The sequence below is a fragment of the Sporosarcina sp. NCCP-2222 genome (assembly GCF_023168145.1).
Taxonomy (GTDB): domain Bacteria; phylum Bacillota; class Bacilli; order Bacillales_A; family Planococcaceae; genus Sporosarcina.
On sequence record NZ_BQYK01000006.1, the window covers coordinates 140,128 to 162,242 of the forward strand.

20 protein-coding genes are annotated in these 22,115 nt (G+C 44.9%); 2 read left to right on the forward strand and 18 right to left on the reverse strand.

The window, feature by feature from the left end:
* The 14 genes from ilvD to NCCP2222_RS14125 form a co-directional block, all read right to left on the reverse strand.
* Positions 1-1,397, reverse strand: a 1,397-nt coding sequence (ilvD, locus tag NCCP2222_RS14060; RefSeq protein ID WP_248512977.1) for a dihydroxy-acid dehydratase, incomplete at its 3' end; no start/stop codon positions are given.
* A gap of 249 nt (positions 1,398-1,646) precedes the next feature.
* On the reverse strand, positions 1,647-2,177 hold the full coding sequence (locus NCCP2222_RS14065) for an IseA DL-endopeptidase inhibitor family protein (protein WP_248512978.1): 531 nt from the start codon (positions 2,175-2,177) through the stop codon (positions 1,647-1,649).
* 82 nt (positions 2,178-2,259) lie between these two features.
* The gene (locus tag NCCP2222_RS14070) at positions 2,260-3,210 is read right to left on the reverse strand and encodes a bile acid:sodium symporter family protein (RefSeq protein ID WP_248512979.1); all 951 of its coding nucleotides are present in this window, start codon (positions 3,208-3,210) and stop codon (positions 2,260-2,262) included.
* An 89-nt stretch (positions 3,211-3,299) separates the two neighbouring features.
* Positions 3,300-3,608 carry a Zn-ribbon domain-containing OB-fold protein gene (locus NCCP2222_RS14075; protein ID WP_248512980.1) on the reverse strand — a complete coding sequence of 103 codons (309 nt, stop codon included), beginning with the start codon at positions 3,606-3,608 and terminating at the stop codon, positions 3,300-3,302.
* A 5-nt stretch (positions 3,609-3,613) separates the two neighbouring features.
* Positions 3,614-4,750 carry a thiolase C-terminal domain-containing protein gene (locus NCCP2222_RS14080; RefSeq protein ID WP_248512981.1) on the reverse strand — a complete coding sequence of 379 codons (1,137 nt, stop codon included), beginning with the start codon at positions 4,748-4,750 and terminating at the stop codon, positions 3,614-3,616.
* A complete protein-coding gene (locus NCCP2222_RS14085; RefSeq protein ID WP_248512982.1) occupies positions 4,747-6,228 on the reverse strand; it encodes a class I adenylate-forming enzyme family protein in 1,482 nt (493 codons plus the stop codon). Before NCCP2222_RS14085 ends, NCCP2222_RS14080 begins: the two co-directional genes overlap by 4 nt.
* A 6-nt stretch (positions 6,229-6,234) precedes the next feature.
* Positions 6,235-6,708 (reverse strand): PCC domain-containing protein, encoded by a 474-nt coding sequence (locus tag NCCP2222_RS14090; RefSeq protein ID WP_238080590.1) that lies wholly within the window; start codon positions 6,706-6,708, stop codon positions 6,235-6,237.
* Entirely contained in the window at positions 6,701-7,462 is a 762-nt protein-coding gene (locus NCCP2222_RS14095; RefSeq protein WP_248512983.1) for an SDR family NAD(P)-dependent oxidoreductase, read from the reverse strand. Before NCCP2222_RS14095 ends, NCCP2222_RS14090 begins: the two co-directional genes overlap by 8 nt.
* 11 nt (positions 7,463-7,473) lie before the next feature.
* Positions 7,474-8,793 (reverse strand): TRAP transporter large permease, encoded by a 1,320-nt coding sequence (locus NCCP2222_RS14100; protein ID WP_248512984.1) that lies wholly within the window; start codon positions 8,791-8,793, stop codon positions 7,474-7,476.
* Positions 8,790-9,275 carry a TRAP transporter small permease gene (locus NCCP2222_RS14105; RefSeq protein ID WP_248512985.1) on the reverse strand — a complete coding sequence of 162 codons (486 nt, stop codon included), beginning with the start codon at positions 9,273-9,275 and terminating at the stop codon, positions 8,790-8,792. Before NCCP2222_RS14105 ends, NCCP2222_RS14100 begins: the two co-directional genes overlap by 4 nt.
* Positions 9,276-9,292: 17 nt before the next feature.
* Complete coding sequence (locus NCCP2222_RS14110) at positions 9,293-10,324, reverse strand: DctP family TRAP transporter solute-binding subunit (RefSeq protein WP_248512986.1); 1,032 nt, start codon at positions 10,322-10,324, stop codon at positions 9,293-9,295.
* A gap of 15 nt (positions 10,325-10,339) precedes the next feature.
* Entirely contained in the window at positions 10,340-11,656 is a 1,317-nt protein-coding gene (locus NCCP2222_RS14115) for a (Fe-S)-binding protein (RefSeq protein WP_248512987.1), read from the reverse strand.
* Complete coding sequence (locus NCCP2222_RS14120; protein WP_248512988.1) at positions 11,649-13,061, reverse strand: FAD-linked oxidase C-terminal domain-containing protein; 1,413 nt, start codon at positions 13,059-13,061, stop codon at positions 11,649-11,651. Before NCCP2222_RS14120 ends, NCCP2222_RS14115 begins: the two co-directional genes overlap by 8 nt.
* Positions 13,062-13,889: 828 nt before the next feature.
* Positions 13,890-15,011: a CdaR family transcriptional regulator gene (locus NCCP2222_RS14125; RefSeq protein WP_248512989.1), complete on the reverse strand. Its 1,122-nt coding sequence runs from the start codon at positions 15,009-15,011 to the stop codon at positions 13,890-13,892.
* A 359-nt stretch (positions 15,012-15,370) separates the two neighbouring features.
* On the opposite strand from NCCP2222_RS14125, the gene sda reads away from it, so the two are divergent.
* Complete coding sequence (sda, locus tag NCCP2222_RS14130; RefSeq protein WP_248512990.1) at positions 15,371-15,541, forward strand: sporulation histidine kinase inhibitor Sda; 171 nt, start codon at positions 15,371-15,373, stop codon at positions 15,539-15,541.
* Between the two features lie 25 nt (positions 15,542-15,566).
* Here the strand turns inward: sda and NCCP2222_RS14135 are convergent, their stop codons facing one another.
* From NCCP2222_RS14135 to NCCP2222_RS14150, 4 genes are all read right to left on the reverse strand, one after another.
* The gene (locus NCCP2222_RS14135; protein ID WP_248512991.1) at positions 15,567-17,000 is read right to left on the reverse strand and encodes a S41 family peptidase; all 1,434 of its coding nucleotides are present in this window, start codon (positions 16,998-17,000) and stop codon (positions 15,567-15,569) included.
* 81 nt (positions 17,001-17,081) lie between these two features.
* The gene (locus NCCP2222_RS14140; RefSeq protein ID WP_248513074.1) at positions 17,082-19,073 is read right to left on the reverse strand and encodes a TRAP transporter permease; all 1,992 of its coding nucleotides are present in this window, start codon (positions 19,071-19,073) and stop codon (positions 17,082-17,084) included.
* A gap of 25 nt (positions 19,074-19,098) precedes the next feature.
* Entirely contained in the window at positions 19,099-19,575 is a 477-nt protein-coding gene (locus NCCP2222_RS14145; RefSeq protein ID WP_248512992.1) for a DUF1850 domain-containing protein, read from the reverse strand.
* Positions 19,562-20,548: a TAXI family TRAP transporter solute-binding subunit gene (locus NCCP2222_RS14150; RefSeq protein ID WP_248512993.1), complete on the reverse strand. Its 987-nt coding sequence runs from the start codon at positions 20,546-20,548 to the stop codon at positions 19,562-19,564. Before NCCP2222_RS14150 ends, NCCP2222_RS14145 begins: the two co-directional genes overlap by 14 nt.
* Before the next feature lie 339 nt (positions 20,549-20,887).
* Between NCCP2222_RS14150 and NCCP2222_RS14155 the strand changes: the two genes are divergently transcribed.
* A complete protein-coding gene (locus NCCP2222_RS14155) occupies positions 20,888-22,036 on the forward strand; it encodes a polysaccharide deacetylase family protein (protein ID WP_248512994.1) in 1,149 nt (382 codons plus the stop codon).
* The last annotated feature ends 79 nt before the right edge of the window (positions 22,037-22,115 follow it).

Consider the following 22,115-nt stretch of genomic DNA (forward strand, 5'->3'; position numbering starts at 1 on the left):
TCTGTGATAAGTGCAACTTTTGTTCCGAGTCCGCGTCCTTGGATCGCGGAAGTCGGTGCAAGCATCTCCGGCATTCCCGGACCGCCTTTTGGTCCCTCATACCGGATTACGACAACATGCCCTTCTCGCACAGTGCCATTATCGATGTTTTCCTGCGCTGCCTCTTGAGAATCAAATACAATCGCTTCTCCGACAAACTCCTTGATAGATGGATCAACTGCTCCGACCTTGATGACCCCGCCATCCGGTGCGATATTTCCAAATAGTACGGAGAGGCCTCCGACCGGGCTGTACGGATTGTCTTTCGTCCGTATGACCTGTTCATTTGTAATGTGGTAATCCTTCACGTCTTCTCCGATTGTCTTTCCTGTCACGGTAATCCGATCTGGGTGGATGGCTCCTGGTATTTTCGTCAGCTCGTTAATGATTGCACTGACTCCGCCTGCTTTAAAAATATCATCCATCGAAACGTCTGAAGCCGGCATGATCTTAGCTAAGTACGGAACTCGTTCTGCTACTGTGTTAATGTCCTGCACGCTATATTCGATTTCTGCTTCATGTGCAATGGCCAGTGTATGTAAGACGGTGTTTGTCGATCCGCCCATCGCCATGTCCAATGCGAATGCATCATCGATTGCTTCTTTAGTAACGATATCTCGAGGTTTAATATCCTCTTTCACCATCCGGATAAGATGTTTTGCCGCCTCTTTAATGAGCTTATGACGCTCATCCGAAGTTGCGACGATCGTTCCGTTCCCCGGCAATGCCAATCCGAGCATTTCCATCAGGCAGTTCATTGAGTTCGCTGTGAACATTCCGGAACAAGATCCACATGTCGGACAGGCATTCGTTTCAATGTCGAGCAATTCTTCAGCAGACATTTTTCCTGATTTGTAGGCTCCGACGCCTTCAAACACCGATGTGAGAGAAAGTGGTGCACCTGTTGCTGAGACGCCAGCTTCCATTGGGCCCCCTGATACGAAAACGGAAGGGACGTTCGTTCGAACTGCCGCCATTAGCATGCCCGGCGTAATTTTGTCGCAGTTTGGAATGTAAAAGACTCCGTCAAACCAATGGGCGTTAATGACGGTCTCCGCAGAATCTGCAATCAGTTCACGGGAAGGAAGCGAATAACGCATTCCGATATGTCCCATCGCGATTCCGTCATCGACTCCGATCGTGTTGAATTCGAACGGAATGCCACCCGCTTCCCGAATCGCCTCTTTAACGATTTCCGCGAAATGGTTCAAATGCTTGTGGCCCGGAATAATATCAATATATGAATTGCATACGCCAATAAAAGGTTTTTCCAGATCTTTCGTCTTCACACCTGTCGCATATAGCAAGCTGCGATGAGGTGCTCGATCGATGCCTTTTTTTATCATGTCACTTCTCATTGCATTCTCTCCTAACAAATCGACCGATACCAGCATCAAGCTGATAGTAGATTGTGAATTGAATCACAACTCGTAATAGATTGTTGCTATCATATATCGGATAATCGGTAGAGTCAACACTCTTTTTATAATTATTTTTCAATTAGGAATAGTGATATTTATTGTAATCGCTTACATTGGCGATATATTGCATACTACATTACATATGACATTTTGTAAATTTTTTTGTGCATAACCATGGGGCCATACTTATTTTTCCACTTTGTCTATTCGCCATCCATGCCTTTTTTTATAGACATACGTGAATTTCATTTTTTCCGCCGTTCTAGTTTCCCCGATCGGTACCGTCAATTCCATAACCATTTTGGTTTTTTTCGCCTTCAATTCCTTTACCGTAGCGACATTCCACATGAGCTCACTCACAAATTCTGCTTCTGGCTGCGCCATCCTCTTCTTATAGGAAAGAATCCCATTATCTTTCATAAAACGCTTGGCTCCTTTTTTCGTCATCGTCTTCCGAAGTTCAGCCGTCAGTTTTTTCTTTGAATCAATATGGCTGGCCAAATAACGATAGTTCATGCCTTTGTAAAGAAATGTTTCGTATTCCCCTTCTTCATAGAAGCCCCCGTTCACTACGGCCAATTCCGTCGTTGCCCATTCTGCAGCCAGATTGGCTGCTTCTACAGGAGATAACGGCGTGGCCGCACGATTTCCTTGACAGGCAGTTAGCAGCAACGAAATGCATATTACAAACAATAACGTCCACCATTTTTGTCTCAACCGCTTTCCTCCCGATGTGCTAGTAGTAAAAGATATGTCATCAGGAGCCAATAAAATGTTGGACTCTGCAAAACATTTCGCTTCAGCGACTAGGAATCTTGAATTTATTTTCAAATAGACTTGCGACTGTTGCTCCGATCGTCAAATTGACAACCATATTGGCAACTGCGGGAACGGCCGCTAGCGAACTGACATGTTCCATGGCAAGCGTTGCTGCAAGAGCGGTGTTGCATATACCCGTGTGGAATAAAATTGCACGCGCCGTCTCCTCTGGTGCTTTGCAGAGCCGTGCAACGAAATAACCTGCGGCCATCGGAATGGCGACTTGCAGAGTGACTGCGATGAAAATCAAAGGCAAGATCGTTAAATTCTCCTGCAACGATTTCTGTGCATTCGAAATAACGGACAGGATGACGATGAATAAGGACAATTGGGATAAGACGGCTGTATACGGCCTGACTTTCCCGACCGGCTTCGGCCATTTCCTTTGAATAAATAAACCTGCCAAAAGCGGAAGGAAGACAATATAAATGATATTGAGAAACAGCGGCCAGAAAGCGATCGGAATTAATTTCCCTGCGAAAAACTGGACGAGTGCCGGGGTCAGCAGCGGTGAAATGAATGTATCCATTGTCGCCATTGTAATGCTGACTGCCACTTCACCGCCGGCAATGAACGTATAAATATTCGCGGATGTGCCACTTGGAACGGTTCCTGCCAAAATAATGCCGGTTGCAATTTCCGCTTCATTTCGGAAAAAAAGATAGGCAATTGTGATGGATACGGCTACCATGATTGTCCATTTGAAAAGCACGCCAAGGCATGCGTATTTCGGATGTTTAATGACTTGAAGCAGTTTATCGGTTGACAGCGATAAACCCATTAGTAAGAAAATGGTACCCAGCCCGACCCCAGTCAGGCCTCGTATGGCAGTGAATGCCTCTGGAAACGCATACGCCACTAGGGACAAGGCTACAATCCAAATCGGCAAGTATTTCGAGATGACACCAGTGATAAGAGGGATGACCTTCATTCCTTCGCCTCCTAGACAAGAAGACCTGTACAGCAGATCGCTTCGATCCGATGCACAAGCCTTCTGTTGCCATGATTTTATTCGAAGAACTAATTAGCCTTCGTGTAAATGAATGCTCCCTCTTCAAGTCCTTTTAACTCAACTGCATCTCCAATCGTGACTTCGCTATCCATCCGTGCCGTCACTTTGACAGGTGCTTCATCAAGCTGGATCAAAGCAACTGTATAGGGAGCGATATGTGCGAATTCTGCCGGTGCGACATGAATATCCGTAAAACTATAAACCGTTCCTTTTGGAGAAACTTCAGTCTCCTGCAGCTTTCCCTGCTGACACTTCGGACAAGTGTACTTGGATGTCACACTATGATAATCACAATTCATGCAAGCAAAAATCTTCATGACCCTCACACCCTCTCCAAAATATGCACAACGGAATAGGATCCCGTTCCACCTAAATTTTGTGCCAAAGCGAGACGCGGATTGCCTTCCACTTGATTTGGCGCAGTCCCTCTCAACTGATGTACGAGCTGATAGAGCTGAGAAATTCCAGTTGCACCGATTGGATGGCCACGAGATAACAGTCCGCCGCTCGTGTTGACCGGCTTGTCACCTATCACTTTAGTGCGGCCTTCCTCAATTGCTTTCCAGCCTTCACGCTTTGCAAAAAAGCCGAGCTCTTCGATCGCAAGCATTTCCGTCATGGAGAAACAGTCATGGATTTCCACGACATCAATATCTTCCGGTCCAACACCTGCTTTTTCGTATGCGAGCCGGCCTGATTCCTTGATGGCAGGAATGGATAATAAATCATCGGCGTCCTGCATTTGCGTTGGTCCGGAACTTTGGGCGGACGAACGGACGTGAACCGGTGACTTTTTGCTCGACAAAACGATTGCCGCAGCACCATCCGTCATCGGCGAACAATCGAACAAACCGAGCGGGTTCGTAATCATTCTAGCTTCCATGATTTCTTCTAAAGTGGCTGGTTTGCGGAACTGAGCCAGCGGGTTTTGCATCGCGTTTTCCCGATTTTTCAGTGCCACCATTGCCAGATGCTTTTTGGAAGCACCGGTTTCATAAAAGTACCGGTTGGCTAGCACTCCAAAGAAACCAGGGAATGTGAGCCCCGCACGCTTTTCATTTGAATCATTGTCCATCGCTGCATTGATCGCCTGTGTGACATCGGCAGTGGATGCATGTTTCATCTTTTCAACACCAGCTACCAAAACGGTCTCATATTCACCGCTCTGAATACCGAGCACTCCTTGTCGAACCGCGATGCCGCCGGAAGCGCATGCTCCTTCGACTTTAGCTGTCGGAATGAATCCAAGGCCTAATTCATTCGCCACAATGGCGCCAAGGATTTCTTGATTATAAATGGAACCGCCCATGAAATTTCCGACATAGACCGCGTCCACTTTCGGATTGCCTGCTTCATTCAACGCTTGAATACAAGCATCGAGCAACAAGTCCTTCATCGTCCGATCTACGAAGGTCCCAAATTGTGTCATGCCGACGCCGTGTACATATACATTCGTCATGCTTTCACCTCTTCATGCTGGTTGCGCAGCTCGCGCTTTAGGATTTTTCCGTAGGAACTTTTCGGCAATTCCTCGACAATATGAATCTCCTTCGGCTTTTTAAAGCTGGCCATATTTTCAATGCAGAGTGCGAGCAGCTGTTCATCCGTCACCTGCTGCGTACCATTTGGCACGACATAAGCAATGACGTTCTCTCCCCATTTCTCATCCGGCACGCCGATGACACATGTCTCCTTAACGCCTGGATGCATGTTCAAGACTTCTTCCACTTCACGCGGGTAAATGTTCACGCCACCAGAAATAATCACATCTTTCTTCCGGTCAACGATATGGACATACCCTTCTGGATTCTTCCAGCCTAAATCACCAGTATGGAGCCAACCATCTTGTAAAGTTTCCGCTGTCGCTTTTTCATTGTTCCAGTACCCCTTCATGACGAGGGATCCTTTACAAATGATTTCCCCGACTTCACCGTCAGGAAGCTCTTTCCCTTCGTCATCCACGATCTTCACGTCGACAAACAGGCCAGTTCGTCCGCATGATTCAAGACGGGTGCCTAGTTCCCTTTTTGGCATCATTGTGATGCACATCGGCGCCTCAACTTGTCCGTACGTCTCAGCAAAAATTGGCCCTGTCAGCTGGAGAGCCTGCTCTAGCTTGCTTGCCGCAATTGGGGATCCTGCCATGTTTATGCTCTTTAATGTCGAGAGTTTGGAAGGATCAAAATTCGGATGCTGAATCATCAAGTTAACCATCGTCGGCACGAGGAAAATGATAGATACTTTTTCTCTTGCCAGATCATTAACGAATTCTTCCGGTTCGAATTTATCGAAAACCACTTGCGTCAATCCATACAGCCAAGCTACATGGGATAGAAAATTACTTCCGTGCGTCAGCGGCGCCACGTGGCCGATAATATCGTCATAATCCGTTTCGCAAACAACTGCCAAAGAGACTGCCCCTGCAATCATATTTCGATGGGAGAGCATAACCCCTTTTGGATTGCCTGTCGTGCCAGAGGTGTACATGATGGCGAATAGTTCGTCTTCTTCCACATGTTCCGCAAACCCTGCACCGACATAGGATTGGATGACTTTTTCATAATCCGCCCCGACCCACAGCGTCTCCACTTCGGTTCCAATTGCGTCAATAAGCTCCTGATCACCTATTAACAAGCCAACATCAGCATCAGTCAGCATATACTGATGCTCTTTCGGATGGAGACGGTAATTGAGCGGCACTTTAATGAACCCGCCAAGCGCCACCGCGACATCCAACTCAATATGTTCCAGGCAGTTTGGCATCAAAATGCCGATCCGGTCGCCTTTCTTTAATCCTTTATGATGGAAATATGCGGCTAGCGCATGGGCTCTTTCCAACAACTCTTTATATGTGAACGAACGGTCTTTGTCTTTCACAGCGAGCTTATCTGGATTAGCCAACGCTGATTTCACCGCAAGTTTACCTAACGTTTCCACAATGAATCACTCCTTCTCCGCGAATTGGAATACAGGCATATTCCAAAATTCGTCGTTTCCGCGCTGTAACGCGACTTCATGCAACGGAAACAGCATATATTCAATCGTGACAGCTACCGGATTTTCTCCGTCGATAAAATGGCCGCCATCAATTTTTTTATCACAGTCAATAAACATTCCATGAAAATGAACTTCCAATTCGCCTTGCAAATCCAGACCGATAAACCCTGTACCCGACAACAATTCGATTGGCGTGTCCGTCTTAAGCTTCTTGGAATATTTCAAGCCGCCCTCCGCCGTTTGATCCAGTTGGACATACGTCGCGTAATCAAGTGACCCGATGCATTGGAATTGAGCGGCCGTCACTTGATAGGCACGGCAAACTTCCTTAAACCCTTCAAAAAGGTCGATCCCTTTCATGAACCTTCCGGCAATCCGATTCGTTTTTTGATCTAATACTGCTTGAACCCGATTATCCAAAGCTGTAGCCTCCATCAACTTTGATTACTTGCCCTGTTGTATAGCTTGACTCCGGTGAAGCGAAATAAAGAACGGCCTCGGCAATATCTTGCGGAGTCCCCATCCGTTTAATAGCTTGCTGGCTTACATCGTAAGCAACGCCTGTCGTAATGCCAGTCAATGTTGCGCCAGGCGCTACCGAGTTGCATGTAATCCCGTGAACGCCAAGCTCCTTTGCCACCCACTTGGTCAGGGCAATGACTGCCCCTTTGGAAGCGGAATAGGCTGGGCCGGAACGCCCGTTATTATCCTCCTGGCCTGAAATGACGCCGCCATTCATGCCGGAAATCGAACTGATATTGATAATCCGCCCGTATTTCTGCTCGACCATATGCGGATAAACAATCGCCTGGATAAACAGAAATGCAGCTTTCACATTTGTATCCATATCACGGTCCCACACATCAAGCGTCATCGTATCAATACCGAGTCTGCCGCATGTTCCCGCATTGTTCACTAGAATATGAAGTTCTCCGTACGTATCGGAAGCCCGGGCGACCGTCGCTTTCACAAATTCAGGATCGCGGATATCCCCGAGGCATTCCATGACGCTCGCATCGGTCGATTGGCTTTGGATCGATTCGATTGTTTTCTCGCATGAATTCAAATCAACGAGAACAATATTGGCACCTTCCCTAGACAGGATAATCGCCGATTCTGCGCCAATACCGCTGGCCGCACCTGTAATGATTGCTGTTTGTCCCTTTAATCTCACGATGTCGCCCCCTATTTAATGTTCAATAGATCCGGCAGGAATGTTGAAATCTGCGGGATATATGTGATTAATAACAGAATAATGATGGATGATACGACGAAAGGCAGCACACCTTTCGATATTTGGCCGATCGACGTTTTCGATATGCCTGCCGCGACGAACAAATTGAGTCCGACGGGAGGAGTAAACAAACCAATTGCCAAGTTAACCGTCATGAAAACGCCAAACACAGTCGGGTCCACATTGAAAGCAAGCATGATCGGCAATAAAATCGGAATGAATATGTAATAAGCAGAGATGGCATCAATGAACATACCTGCAATAAGCAATAAAACATTTACAAGCAATAGGATGATGATTGGGTTATCCGAGATGCTCAGCATCGCGTCTGAAATTTGTCGTGCAATTTGTTCTGTCGTAATGATATAGGCATACACAGAAGCCGCACTGACGATAAACATAACAACCGCTGTTTGAATCGAAGAAGCGATCAAAATGTCGTACAGTTTTTTCAGTGTTAATTCGCGGTAGATAAAGAAACCGACGAACAGCCCATAAAATACAGCGACAACCGCCGCTTCAGTCGGTGTGAAGAAACCGCCGTAAATCCCGCCGAGAATGATAACTGGGATGAGAAGCCCCCAAATGGCGCCTGTAAACGCTTTCAGTCTTTCCTCGCCAGTCGCCTTTTTCGTCATGACAACCTCGATTGGTCCTTCTGTCTTCTCTTGTTTCCATCTGACATACATCGCTGCCAGTATGAAACCTAACCCTAATAGCAACCCTGGCACTACGCCCGCCATGAATAAACGGCCGATGGACACAGGAATTTGATCGCCTGCCACGACAGCAAAGACGATGAACGCAATACTTGGCGGGATGATAATGCCGATCGCTCCAGAACTTGCAACGAGGCCGCCCGCTGTCTCCTTCTTGTAACCGCTTTTCACCATCGCCGGCACAAGGATGCCTCCGATAGCCGCAACTGTTGCCGGGCCTGAGCCTGAAATGGCCGCAAAGAAGATTGCCGTTAATACGGTTACAAACACAATACCGCTCTTACGATGGCCTACCAACGATTGGGCGAAATCAATCAAACGCTTGGAAATGCCCGCCTGCTCCATGATGACACCGGCTAAAATAAAAAACGGAATCGCCAGCAACGTGAATTTCGCTACACTTGTATACATAATGTCGGCAACCAGTTCCAAACCGAATACCCCGCTGCCTGTGAACAAGACGGCAATGGAGGACACAGCAAGCGCAATCGCAATTGGCATACGCAACATGACTAACAGGAAAAACAAACCGAATAAAATAAACGCCATCATGAGAGCTGCTCCCCTTTCTCATCTTGTCCCCGCAATTCTTTTATCGTCACTTGGACGGTCCGATAGATGCATAGTAGCGCACCAAGCGGCATCGCGAGAGAGAACCACCATTGCGGCCAGCCGAGTGATGGTGTTTTTTGGCCCATGTCCATTTGGAATTGCACCATTTGTATACCGAAATAAAGAAGAACGCCGAACAGCAGGAGCATCATCAGACCGACAAGTACGGAAATGACCCGCTTGAACGCAGCATTCGCCATATCATAAAGAAGAGTAAAGCCAAGGTGTGCGTGTTCACGCACACCAATGGCTGTTCCGACAAACGTCAGCATAACGAATAGATTGACGGTCACTTCCTCCGTAAATGAGAAGGAATAACTTGCAAATCCCCTCGAGAGGATATTGACGAATGCGATGGTTGACATGATGGACAATACAATAGCGACAATCCATTCTTCCAACTTGCTGATTACTCTTTCCATTCATGTAACCCCCAGTATTATTGGTCTTGGAACGCTTTTAGCAAGTCTTCGCCCCAAATATCCTTGTACTTATCATAGACTGGCTGAACTGCTTCTTTAAACGATGCCAATTCTGCTTCTGTCGGCTCATAGAACTGCATGCCGGATGATTTCAGTGCATCGATTTGATTCGCTTCTTTTTCACGTGCGATTTTCACTTGGTACTCTGCTGCTTCTTTGCCTAGTTTCTTGAAAAGCTCCTGATCTTCTTTGCTCATAGAGTCAAATAACTTCTTGTTAATTCCAAGCACTAGTGGATCATAAGAGTAGTTCCATGTTGTAATGTAATCTTGTACTTCGTTCAACTTAGATGAGTGAATGACGTCGATCGGGTTTTCCTGACCATGAATTGTGCCTTGCTGCAAGGACGTGAATACTTCAGAGAATGTCATTGTCGTCGGATCCGCGCCTAGTTCTCTGTACAGGTCTGTATACATCGTGATTCCAGGAATACGGATTTTCATTCCTTTCAAGTCTTCAGGCGATTTGATTTCATGTTTGCTGTTTGTGATTTGACGGAAACCGTTTTCTCCGAAACCTAATGTCTCGACCCCTTTTTCGCGAAGGATGTCAGCGACCGCGTCTCCACCTTCTCCGCCAAACACTTTGTCAACACCATCCGTGTCCTTGAAAAGGAATGGCGCGCTGGCTACTCCGAAACGAGGATCCAAGATGGAATAGATAATTGTCGAGTGGAAACTCAAATCGGTTTGCCCTTTTGCCAATAATTCAACGCCTTTACCGGAATCTCCGCCGGACAGCTGTTCATTCGGATAGATTTCGATATTGATGCGCCCATCGGTTTCTTCCTTCATGTCGCTCGCAAGCTTCTCTGCTGCTTTGTACCAAGTCGAAGAATCATTAACTGTTACAGACATCTTCAAGTTGTATGACTTGTCCTCTGACCCTGCACCTGATTCCGTATCGCCTTTCGCTGATGAACAAGCCCCTAGCAATAACATTGCGGATAAACCGATTGTCCCCAAAATTGTGCTCTTTCTTTTTCTCATTCCATTTCCCTCCGATTATTGGATTATCTTTTCGTGAATAAAATCCACCAAATGCATGGCTCGTGCGGTCGAAGAAAGACCTTCACGCTCCACCCCTACCTTCATTTGAAGCAAGCACCCTGGATTCGTCGTAATAATGGTCGATGCCTGAATCATTTTCACCTCTTTCATTTTCGATTCCAAAATTTTTGACGCCATTTCGGGTTGAAGCAAATTATAGATACCAGCGGAACCGCAACAGAGATTCGCGCCAGGCATTTCCGTAAACACACTGCTTTGTACCGCTTTCAAGATCGTACGTGGTTCGTCCGTGACCCCATTCACATTCCGCAAATGACAGGAATCCTGATAGGTGACGATTTCCACTGCCTCTGTGGAAGGCAATTTCTCAAGCTCAGCCACGATGCCGAGCTTCACAAGCAACGAAGAAATGTCAATCTGCTTGTCCACAAACCGCTGTGCTTTTGCATGCACTTCAGGGGACTCCCCTTCGAACAAACGGTCATACTCCGAAAGAAATGCGCCACAGCCTCCGGCATTATTTACAATAAAATCAAAATCCACGTCATCAAATGCTTGGATGTTCGCTAAAGCATTCCGTTTCGCCCGATCCATTTCCCCGCTATGGCCTTGCAACGCGCCGCAGCACTGCTGGCCTTTTGGCAAGACAACCTCGCATCCTAACCGTTCTAGAAGCTCGATCGTATTCCGATTCGTTTCCTTGAACATCGTGTCCATAAGACACCCTGTAAAAAAGGCGACTTTCGTTTGTACCGGACTTTGTAACCCCGGCTCTTTTTTTCGTTTAGGCGGTTCTGGCAAAGCCCGCTCCATATCCTTCATAAAGGAAGGGAACAATTCCAGGAAACCGATCTTCCGCACCACTTTTTGAAGGCCCGTCTTTTGATAAAATGTCACCAGTTTCACTGCGGCCTGCATTTTTCGCTGATCCGCAAACAGATGGTCAAATGCCCCTTTGCGTATGAGCTTTTCCTTGAGCGATTGATCTTTCGCAGAAACTATCGCGTCCCGCGTCTCCTCAATTAGCGTGCCATATTGCACGCCAGCCGGACATGCCGGCTCACAAGCCCGGCAGCCGAGGCAAAGGTCAAATGCTTCCTCTATGGAACCATCCCACTCAACTACTCCATCCCGCACCGCTTTCATCAAGGCAATCCGGCCGCGCGGTGATTGAGTCTCGTCATGCCCGGAGTGGATATATGTCGGACAAGCGGGAAGACAGAAACCGCACCGCATACAATCCATCAGCCGGTCTTCATCCACATGAGTGACGAAGGATTGCCTGATTTTTTCAGCCTGAAGGCTACCCATTGTGCACCACAACTCTCTTCTTCGAATCTTTGGCGAAAATCTTGCCTGGATTCATGATGTTCAAAGGATCAACCGCTAATTTAAGCGCTTTCATTAATTCGATGCCTGTCGTACCGATTTTCCATTCTAAGTAAGGAGCCTTCATTTCCCCGACACCATGTTCTCCGGTAATCGTTCCACCGAGTTGAATCGCATGATTAAAAATCTCGGCAAACGCCATTTCAACACGAGTCATTTCGTCCTCATCCCGCACATCGGTTAAGATGGTCGGATGTAAGTTGCCATCACCCGCATGGCCGAATGTACAAATGAGCAGGTCATATTTTTTAGCGATTTCCTGGATAGCCCTCACCATATTAGCAATTTCCGAACGGGGTACTGTCGCATCCTCTAAAATGGTCGTCGGACGTTTTCTCGCAAGTGCCGACAATGCAACCCGCCTGGCGGTGCTCAGCTGCTCCGCTTCTTCGGCCGATTGTGCCATTTGCGTCGAAGTAGCACCTTTCTCCTGACAGATCTGATGAATGAGTTTCATATCTTCCGTAACGACAGCAGGTTCGCCATCCTGCTCTATGAGCAGCATTGCCTCACAGTCTGTCGGAAGACCGATTTTCATATAATCTTCAACGGTCTCGATCGTCCCTTTATCCATAAACTCGAGCGTAGCCGGCACAATCTTCGCTGCGATAATCGCCGATACCGTTTCCGCCGCCTTTTCCAATTTGTCATAGAAAACGAGCAGCGTCTGTTTCGTCTTAGGCGCCGGAATCAATCCAAGTGTAATCTCGACAATGACCCCGAGTGTCCCTTCCGAACCGACATACAAACTCGTCAAATCATAGCCCGCCACATCTTTAGTCAACTTTCCACCGGTCGTCAGCAGTTCTCCGGATGGCAGAACCACCTTCAGCCCTTTTACATAATCCCGGGTCACGCCGTATTTCAATCCACGCAATCCGCCGGAATTCTCCGCGACATTTCCGCCAATCGTCGAAATTTTCATCGAACTGGGATCAGGCGGATACAGGAAGCCTTTTGACTCCACCACTTCATTGATCTCCCGAGTAATGACGCCCGGCTGAACCGAAATCGTCAAATTCTCTTCATCCAGCTCCAGAATTTGATTCATTCGATTAAACAGAAGAACAACGCCACCTGACGTCGGCGCCGTGCCTGCTGCCAAATTCGTGCCCGATCCACGAGATACGATCGGCACCCCGTTAGCGGCACACACTTTCACAATTTCCTGCACTTCCTCTATTGAAGATGGCGACAACACCAAATCAGGCAATGCCTGAAAATTCGCCGTCGCATCATAGGAATAAGCCAACTTCTGAGCGGTCGTCGTCTTCGCATAAGAACGGCCAGTGATCGCAATCAGCCGTTCCAACACCACTTCATCCATTCACCCGCCCCCTCTAACTTTCTGATTCTTGTTTTCATTCTAATAGTCTGAACATTTATATGATATAGTCACACACACAACCTTTGGACAAAAATTAGACACATTTTTTGGTTCTTTGTACAAAAGTCTTATGGAATTTTTAGTAATAAACTCATATAAAGAGTCGGACGAGGATAATACTTTAGTCCAATGAAGCGCATATGGAAAGGTTTATTGAAGAAGTTGATTGGTTACGAGATAGCTGAATTGATAATGGTGGGGGGGTGCCACAGGCTTTAGGCTTTAGGCTTTAGGCTTGAGCCAGTCTTGCGATTGATTAAGTTTAAGTGAAAGAGAGGTTATGAGCAGTTTTCATGAGTTAACGAGCATACTAATGACCACTCGAGAGAAGAAACGAGCACTTCTTCTAGATATTTAAGGACACCGCGGGAAGCGACGACCGTTTCGTATACGGATAACTTATTAATTTAGGTAAAGTAGTCATTTCGATTCTTCGAGTACACTACAAGAAGTTATGAACAGTCTGACGAGATAATCAGGCATTCAAAAATGTAGTTCAATCTAATTACATTAGTAATTACAACAAGGAAATGATACGAGCGGTTAGCCTGCTTATTCGAGCGGTCCATGAAATATACGAGCTGTTGCCAACTTATACGAGAGGTTCGTCAGGAGAATCGAGCGGTATTGGAGATATACGAGTGGTTGATAGGTTATACGAGTGGTTCAGGCAAAGATACGAGCGCTTCGCACATTAAAGAGCATACAGACATATTCCGAGTGACTTTTCTGAGCATCAAAATGTCCTTTTCAAACAAAAAAACCTTGCTACATCGTAACAAGGCGGCTTTCCCTTTCATCCCATAATCGGATGCCTAGGTAGAGAAGGAATACGTCATGGATATCAGATACAGACAGTCCGGTCAGCTGTTCTACTTTTTGAAGTCGATAGCTTAACGTGTTTTTATGGATGTGAAGCTTCTGTGCTGTATTTTGCATGGATTGATTTTCACTGAACCAGATCCGTAAATTATGGAGCAGTTCCACATCTCCCCCGAGCGGTTCGACCGTCCGGCGAATGAATTCGTCGCATGTCGTTTCAGGCAGGCTTTGGATAATTAATTCAAAACGAAGCTCGCGTTCCAAAACGACCCGCCCTACTCTTTTGGAGACGGCTACTGCCCGTTCGGCCTCGTTAAAAGATTTTCCTAACTCGAGAGGGTGTGCACTGCCTCCAATACCGGCAGCCACCGCAATTTTTTTTCTCCTCTTGAGATGCAGCAGGAAATATTCGAGCTCGTTCATTAATTTGTCTTCGGGAATATCAGGCAATAAGAGAAGGAGTTTGTTTTGTCCCCACCGGGTCATTTTCATCTCCGGATGGATGTTTTGTATTGCAATAAAGCTGTCCAACTCTTCCACAGTAAACTGGTCATCGTCATTCACTGCTTCGATGACGATGACTTGTTTGTATTTTTCAACATCTATCCCAAGCAAGGTACCCCGTTCCAGAAAACGTTCATCTTTTTTGGACGAAGTGAGCCATTCAAAAACGAAAAACTCCCGTTCCCTCACTTTTTCTTCCTTCTCTTTCCTTTTCAAACTATCTTGAATGAATAACTCGACCACCCGCAAAATCAACTGCGCCTGTGGTTGAATTTTTTCCGGGTCGCCTGTTATCCCAAGAACTGCAATCGGCTCGCCAGAAATGATAAGCGGCAAAACAATTCCTTTTCTTACACCCCTCAGCCTTTCCAGCTCTTTGTCAGTCATATAGAGAATCTGTTTTTGGCGCAGACTCAGCAAAGCTCCCTCATGAAATTGATTGATTCGTTTTGGATCGGTACTGGCTTGGATGAAACCGCGCCGATCCGTCAAAATTACTTGTTCTTGAATTAAGCAGGACAACTCCTCCACAATTTCCTGGCCCAATGTATCAAATTGAAACAATTTGATCCCCCCAAACTTCACTATACAAACACATTATCTGAAGAGAGCAAAAATAACAATACGTAATTCGACAAATACCGCTAAATTATACTGACAATTTAATTAATCAGAATAAAGTTTCGACATGATCCCCTACACTCCACAACTGTGGATAACATTATTCACAATATCCCCACGACAAACACTGGCTTTACCCCTTTATAAACAACTTAACCACAACTTATCCACTTGCTTATGTGGATAAATAGAACGGTTGTTCCTTTTTTTAATTTCTGCTAAAGTAAGGATAACTCCAATGCAGCACCTACTACTATATGATAATCAAATACTATTTAGAACTATTTTGGAGGTGAATTGAAATGAGTGAAATGCCTGATGATCTTCTCCTGGAAAGCTATTCAAAAGCTAAAGACCTACAGCTATGCCGGGATTTTATCCTTTTACTGGAACGAGAAATTCAGCGTCGTCACCTACATCCTGTTACCCAATCACCCCGAGAAAATAAATCAAAAAAGAGCTTCACCATTTAATAGACAATGGGATAGCTCTTTCTTTTTATTGTTTCACTTGAACTTCAACATAAATTCCTTTTTTCATCGGTTTGCCAGCTTGACTGGTTACATTCGGATGGACAATCAACATATACTTGCCCCCTGCCAACAATGGTTTTTTCGGTGATATGATTACAGTCGTGCTGTTCTTTCCTTGGATTGCGACAGGCACTTCTTCACCGCCTAATTCAATCAATTGCACCGTGTTGGAGGATAGAGTCCTCCAATTCATTTTTGTATTCATTTCTATCGTAAAGGTCTTTGTCTTCGGCACATTGAGCAGGGGACGCATGCGCGAGTATCCTTGCACACCAGAAATTAGCAGATCACGATGAGCTTGAATGACTTCTTCTCCAATCTCTGTTTCTTGATCAGGTAACACTCCCACTTGATCGACAGCTTGCCCTCCTGGAGAGTAAAACCGCGCAGTCGTCAGCTTTAAAACGCTGCCATCAGTAAATGGATACATCGATTGCATCGTTCCTTTACCATAAGACCGTTGTCCATATAAGGTCGCTGCACTTTTTTCCTTCACCGTCGCAGAAACCATTTCGGAAGCACTTGCGCTAAATTCATTAATTAATAAAGCGGCCGGTCCTTCCAGCAGATTTTTCTGCCGATGCGCTTCGTAAAGTATCGGTTGTTTATTTTTCTCCCTCAACTGAAAAGCATAACGGACTTCAGGAAAGAATCCTGCTACGTCTTGGGCTGCTGTAATATAGCCGCCTCCATTATCTCGCAAGTCGACGATCCAGCCTTTAGCCCCTTTCAAAGAACGAATAGCCTCATTCATCTCACCCGCAGCTTCATTGGAAAAGCTATTTAAGCGGATATAGCCGACATGCCCACCCAGCATGGCCGACTCCACGACAGGCAAATGAATTTCTTGTCGTTTCACTTTCATGGTAATCGCTTTTGAAACTTCAGGTCGCTCAATAGAAAGCGTAACGACTGTCCCCTCTTCCCCTCCGATTAAAGTAACAGCAGACTGCACTGTCTTACCAGCAATGGACGTTCCATTAACATTTGTAATGATGTCGCCCTGCAGTATTCCCGCTTGCTCCGCAGGACTTTTCGGAATAACCGAAATAACTTTTACACCTTTTGCATGCTCTTCAAGCACAATACCAATCCCAAAAATTCGCTGGTCAATCGCGTTGATAAATCCTTCAAATTCCTTTTTCGACAGGTAGACAGAATGCGGATCCAGTGCATCTGTTATCTCCTTTCCCGCCTTCTTCGATAACACGGATTCAGGAACAGAATCCACATATTCATCCCGAATCAGCTGCCGTATATCCTCAATCGGTTCGGCTAAAGCCAAAGAGGCGAATGGCAAATAAAACAGGATGGATGTGATAAACAAAAGAATAAAACGTACACTCGGTCTTTTTAACAGATCAATCGCCCCTTTTCTACTTATAGTTTCAGTATACATTTTTTTCTAACTTTATCGATACTTATTTCGTAATGAAGGATAAGCAAAAAAGTGAAGGAATCCCTTCACTTTACTTGATTCTTATCTATTTGCTTCTATTAAATCGGCTCGTTTGCTTTTTATAGAGTTAAGGAAGAACATAATACCAACTGTGATGATTCCTATTACGTCGGTAATCGTTTCAGGTATGATTAACAGTAGCGCGCCTGCAGCTAAAACAATTCGTCCCACTAGGTTCAAATTCGTTTTAAAGTATCCTTCGATAGCAGCACTTAATCCAATAATCCCCACCACCGCAGTAATAGTTATCAAGGCAATATCTAATGTAGCAGCAACCGGAAACTCTCTTGCATTCATAGCTACATTTGTCGTATCAAGCATTAACATTGCTGGATTATAGACGAACATATAAGGAATTAAAAACCCGGCAGCAGAAAGTTTTAACGCCGTAAAACCTGTTTTCATTGGATCTCCCCCAGAAATGCCTGCCCCGGCAAAAGCGGCCAATGCAACAGGCGGAGTAATATTAGCAAAGATCCCGAAATAAAAGACAAACATATGGGCAACAAGAATGGGAATATCAAAAGCGGCTAATGCCGGGGCAGCCATGGTAGCGGTAATAATATATGCCGGTATGGATGGAAGTCCCATTCCCAGAATCATGGATGCAAGCATTGTAAAGAATAGAGTTAAAAATAATGAACCCGCACCTAAGCTAGCTATTGATGTTGTCATTACGTTACCGAAACTAGTTAAACTGACAACTCCAATGATAATACCGACTACAGCACAGGCAACCATGACGGATAACGACTGACGAGCCCCACTATCGAGCGCTCCCAAAATATCTTTAAATGACATTCTCGTCGTTTTTCGGAATGCCGCCACAATCACAGTTGCAATAATTGTATAGAAGGCAGCATGTCCAATTGGCACATTTCTATAGAGTAAGTAGACAAGAAATAAAATCGGCAGCAATAAATGCCCACGTTCCTTCATAACTTCTTTTACCCGCGGTAGATCCGGCTTTGGAATGCCTTTTAAATTTTCTTTTCCTGCTCTAAAGTGAACCTGCATGATCACTGCTAAAAAATATAATACTGCCGGTATCAATGCAGCCAATGCAATAGTTCCGTATTTTACGCCTGTCGTTTCAGCCATGATAAAAGCGCTTGCCCCCATAATTGGCGGTAATATTTGCCCCCCAACGGATGCACTTGCTTCTACAGCTCCCGCGAAATTTTTAGAGTACCCTACACGTTTCATCATCGGAATCGTAAAAGCACCGGTTCCTACTACGTTTGCCACTGCAGCTCCATTGATGCTTCCCATGAAACCACTTGAAATGACTGCTACTTTAGCAGGCCCCCCTTGCTTATGTCCGGCTAAGGCAAGTGCTAAGTCGTTGAAAAACTGCCCCATCCCTGACTTGGCCAAAAAAGCTCCAAACAAGATAAACAGAAATATAAATGATACGGAAGCTCCGATTGCGGTCGAATATAATCCTTCCGTCTTCAAGTACATCTGTCCAAATATGTCTCCAAAATCATATTGCCTTGTCATCATCTTCACAGGAAGCCAATCCATGTGACTGAAAAATGGATAAGAAAGAAATAGCAAAGCCAAGAGAGGCAATATCCAGCCAGTAACCCTTCTTGCTGCTTCTAATATTAGGACAACTGCCAGTATAGCCATTACAATATCAGCAGTATTCGGAATTCCGCCCCGGGAAGTAACTATTGCAGAATACTCCCAGATCAAATAACCCGCTGTCCAAAGTGCCAAAACGAATAGCAGCCAATCGTAGATAGCAATCTTACTTCTATCTTGTTTTCCGTGTGTAGGATAGATTAAAAAGATGAGGGCTATCCCAATGGCAACATGAACTGCACGCTGTTGCAAGGCTGGCATTGGATAAAATGTGATATATAAATGGAATAGGGAATAAAAAATAGCGACCACTGATACAAATAGAACAATTTTCTTGTTCCGTGGCTTCCTTACTTTTGATTCGGCATCAAACTTTTCGAGTAATTCGGATTGCTGTTCTTCTGTTAATGATTCAGCATGTATATCTGCCTGACTTTGATTAACTTGTTTAATCAATTGACTCACCCCTGATCCGCCCCCATAAAGAAATTTTGACGATACGTACGGTTATCGTTTCATAATCATCCATCAATTGATATAGAGGAATAATATTCTCATGTGTGTATAAAGTAGTTTTAACATTTTCAGATACAGTTACAGTAACTTCACTCATCTTTCTATTTACAGACATGTGGATAAAACCATCATTAGACTTTATTATTCTGTTCTCCGTGGGAACCCCTGCACCAAACGTTTTGAACTTTGTTGATGTTAGGTACAACTCGCCTCCTTTTCTCTCGTATGTTTCAAACCATGGTTCTTTCTCTACCGAGTGGATCCAACCAAGTTGAAAATCATTGCTCGTTAAGAAAAAACTTTGATTTCCATAACAAACCTCAATTGTAGGGATTTTCAGCCCGAAAAGACAAAATAGGAGCACGAATAGTATCATGCCCCCACCGACATACATTTTACTTTTGTTCATCGTAGTACTTTTTCGCGCCAGGGTGGACAGGAGCCACCATTCCTTGTTGTGCATTTTCTAGTGAGATGTCATTGGCGGCCTGATGAGAATTGCCTAATGTCTCAAGACTATCAAAGAATTTTTTTGTTAGTTTGTATACATCATCTTCACTCATTTCACTGCTCACCACTAAAGCATTCATAATAGCGGCAGTTGGTACAGCTTCTGCATTGCCATACGTATCAGCAGGTATATCCATTGCTACAAAATATGGTTGATCTTTAGAGATTTCCTCCACTTTTGCACTATCTACAGCAACTAGAGTTAAATCAATACTTGCCGCAAGCTCCATAACTGACGAGTTCGGTAAACCACTTGTTAAAAACGCAGCGTCTATACTTCCTGATTTCAGTCCATCAGCTGCTTCTGCGTACCCAAGGTAATCCACCTTCAAGTCATCATATGTAATCCCAAAGCCCGCAAGAAGATTTCTTGCGTTCACTTCAACGCCTGAATTTTGATCTCCTACTGCTACACGTTTCCCTTTTAAATCTTCTATTGATTTGATTCCGGAATTGGCGGTCGTTACGATTTGCACATAGTTTGGATATAGAGCAGCAATCTGCTGAACCTGTTCTACTTTCTCAGGAAAATTACCAGTTCCTTCGACAGCTTCAGTTAACACATCACTCATAACAAACGCCATCTCCACTTTTCCTTCCTTGATTAGATTGAGGTTTTCAACAGAAGCGCCAGTAGATTGAGGTTTTGAATTGACGCCGAATTCATTGGAATATTCATTTGCTAGAGTCGTCCCAATAATATTATAAGGACCTGAGGAACCGCCTGTTGCTATTGTGACTATTTTGGCTTCAAGTCCGTCCGAATTTGACGTTTTCTGCCCTTCCTGTTTTCCCCCATCTCCACACGCCGAAAGAAGAGACGCACTTAATAAAGCGCTTACAAAAAGCAAGCTATACTTTCTTTTCTTCAATTAAACCAACCCCCAAAAATATTCTAATAACTTCAACAATAATATAGTAATCTATCTTTAAAAGCAAGTTAGTTATTTTAGAAAATAATATTAATTCTTATCCAAGTTACCATTCTATTAGTTATTTTCATCTAACATCCTCCTGCTTTTTACCGATATACTATGTAGATTCCATTTTCTTGTTTTGCGTATAGTTCGATGTAGTGAAATAATCAATAAATCAGCGAGCCAAAACATGTTATAATAAAAGGAAAATAAATACTGCAAGGGACCATCTTGGAAGTGATGTCTACTTCCAGGAGGTCCTCTTTTGCGGACAGAAGGGGTAAATGAAAGAAATTGAAACGATTAGTGTTCATCATGATGCTGTTCATCTTAGCCTATCCTGCCTTAGCGGATGCTAGCAGTCCGAAGGCGGTTCATATCACAGAAACAACGCCGGTGTTTAAAGAGACAAGCAAAGTAGCTGTTTTCTTAAAAGGGACTTCCCACGCGGTCATTAAGGAATCGGACAAGTATTACTACACGGCAATCGGTGGGGAAGAAGTCAAATTCTCTAAGCAACGTGCAACGCTCTCACAAGAGTCCCCGGGCAATTGGAAAGCTGTGCATCCAGTCCGAGCCAAAACAATTGGTGTGGCCACGATTTTAGAGAAACCATCAGTGCAGGCCAAAACAGTCGGTACGATTCAAAAGAACGAGACAGTTCACCTGCAGCGCATGAAAGGAAATTACTATCCGATCAATGTAGGAGGGAAAACGGGATATATCCGAAAGGACCAAATAAAAATCCAAACGGGCATCCCCGTGTTAATGTACCATGATATCGTGGAACGCAAAGTCGGCAATAATGCGTCTGAACTGGAATTGAAGAAGTTTAAAGAACAGATGGCCTATTTAAAGAAAAACGGTTGGACAACCATTTCTCCAGCCCAATTGGAGAACTGGGTGCAGAAGAAAGGAACCTTGCCAGCGAAATCGGTTCTCATTACGTTTGATGATGGCTATGTGTCCACAGTTGACTTGGCGTATCCAATCCTCAAGGAATACGGCTTCCAAGCCACTTCATTCCTTATTACGAGCCGCATTGGCAGAGCCGGTATGGTAACGGAAGAGGATATTATGAATACACAAGACGTTTATTCCTACCAAAACCATACTCATAGCTTCCATATGTTTAATACCATGACCAATCTAAGCATTATGCAATCGGAGTCCCGTTTGGCCATTGCTGCTGATATACAGGAAGCGAATGAAGTAATAGAACCGTTGCTCACAAATGGCAGCTCCGTTTATGCCCATGCGTATCCATACGGCAAATATAGCACGGAAGCAGTTCAAGCCTTGACGGACGCACATATTTCCATCGCCTTCACTATTAATGAAGGAAATGTCTATCAAGGAGATCCGATTTACGCATTAAATCGCCAGCGGGTTCATTCCGCCATGTCCATCCAGGAATTTGCGAATAAGTTAATAGGTAAATAATTACCATCTGCCCGGAATGCCATGTGCCTTCCGGTCTTTTTTATTTCCATAGCAGGCTTTATTAAATTTCAGTCAAAAG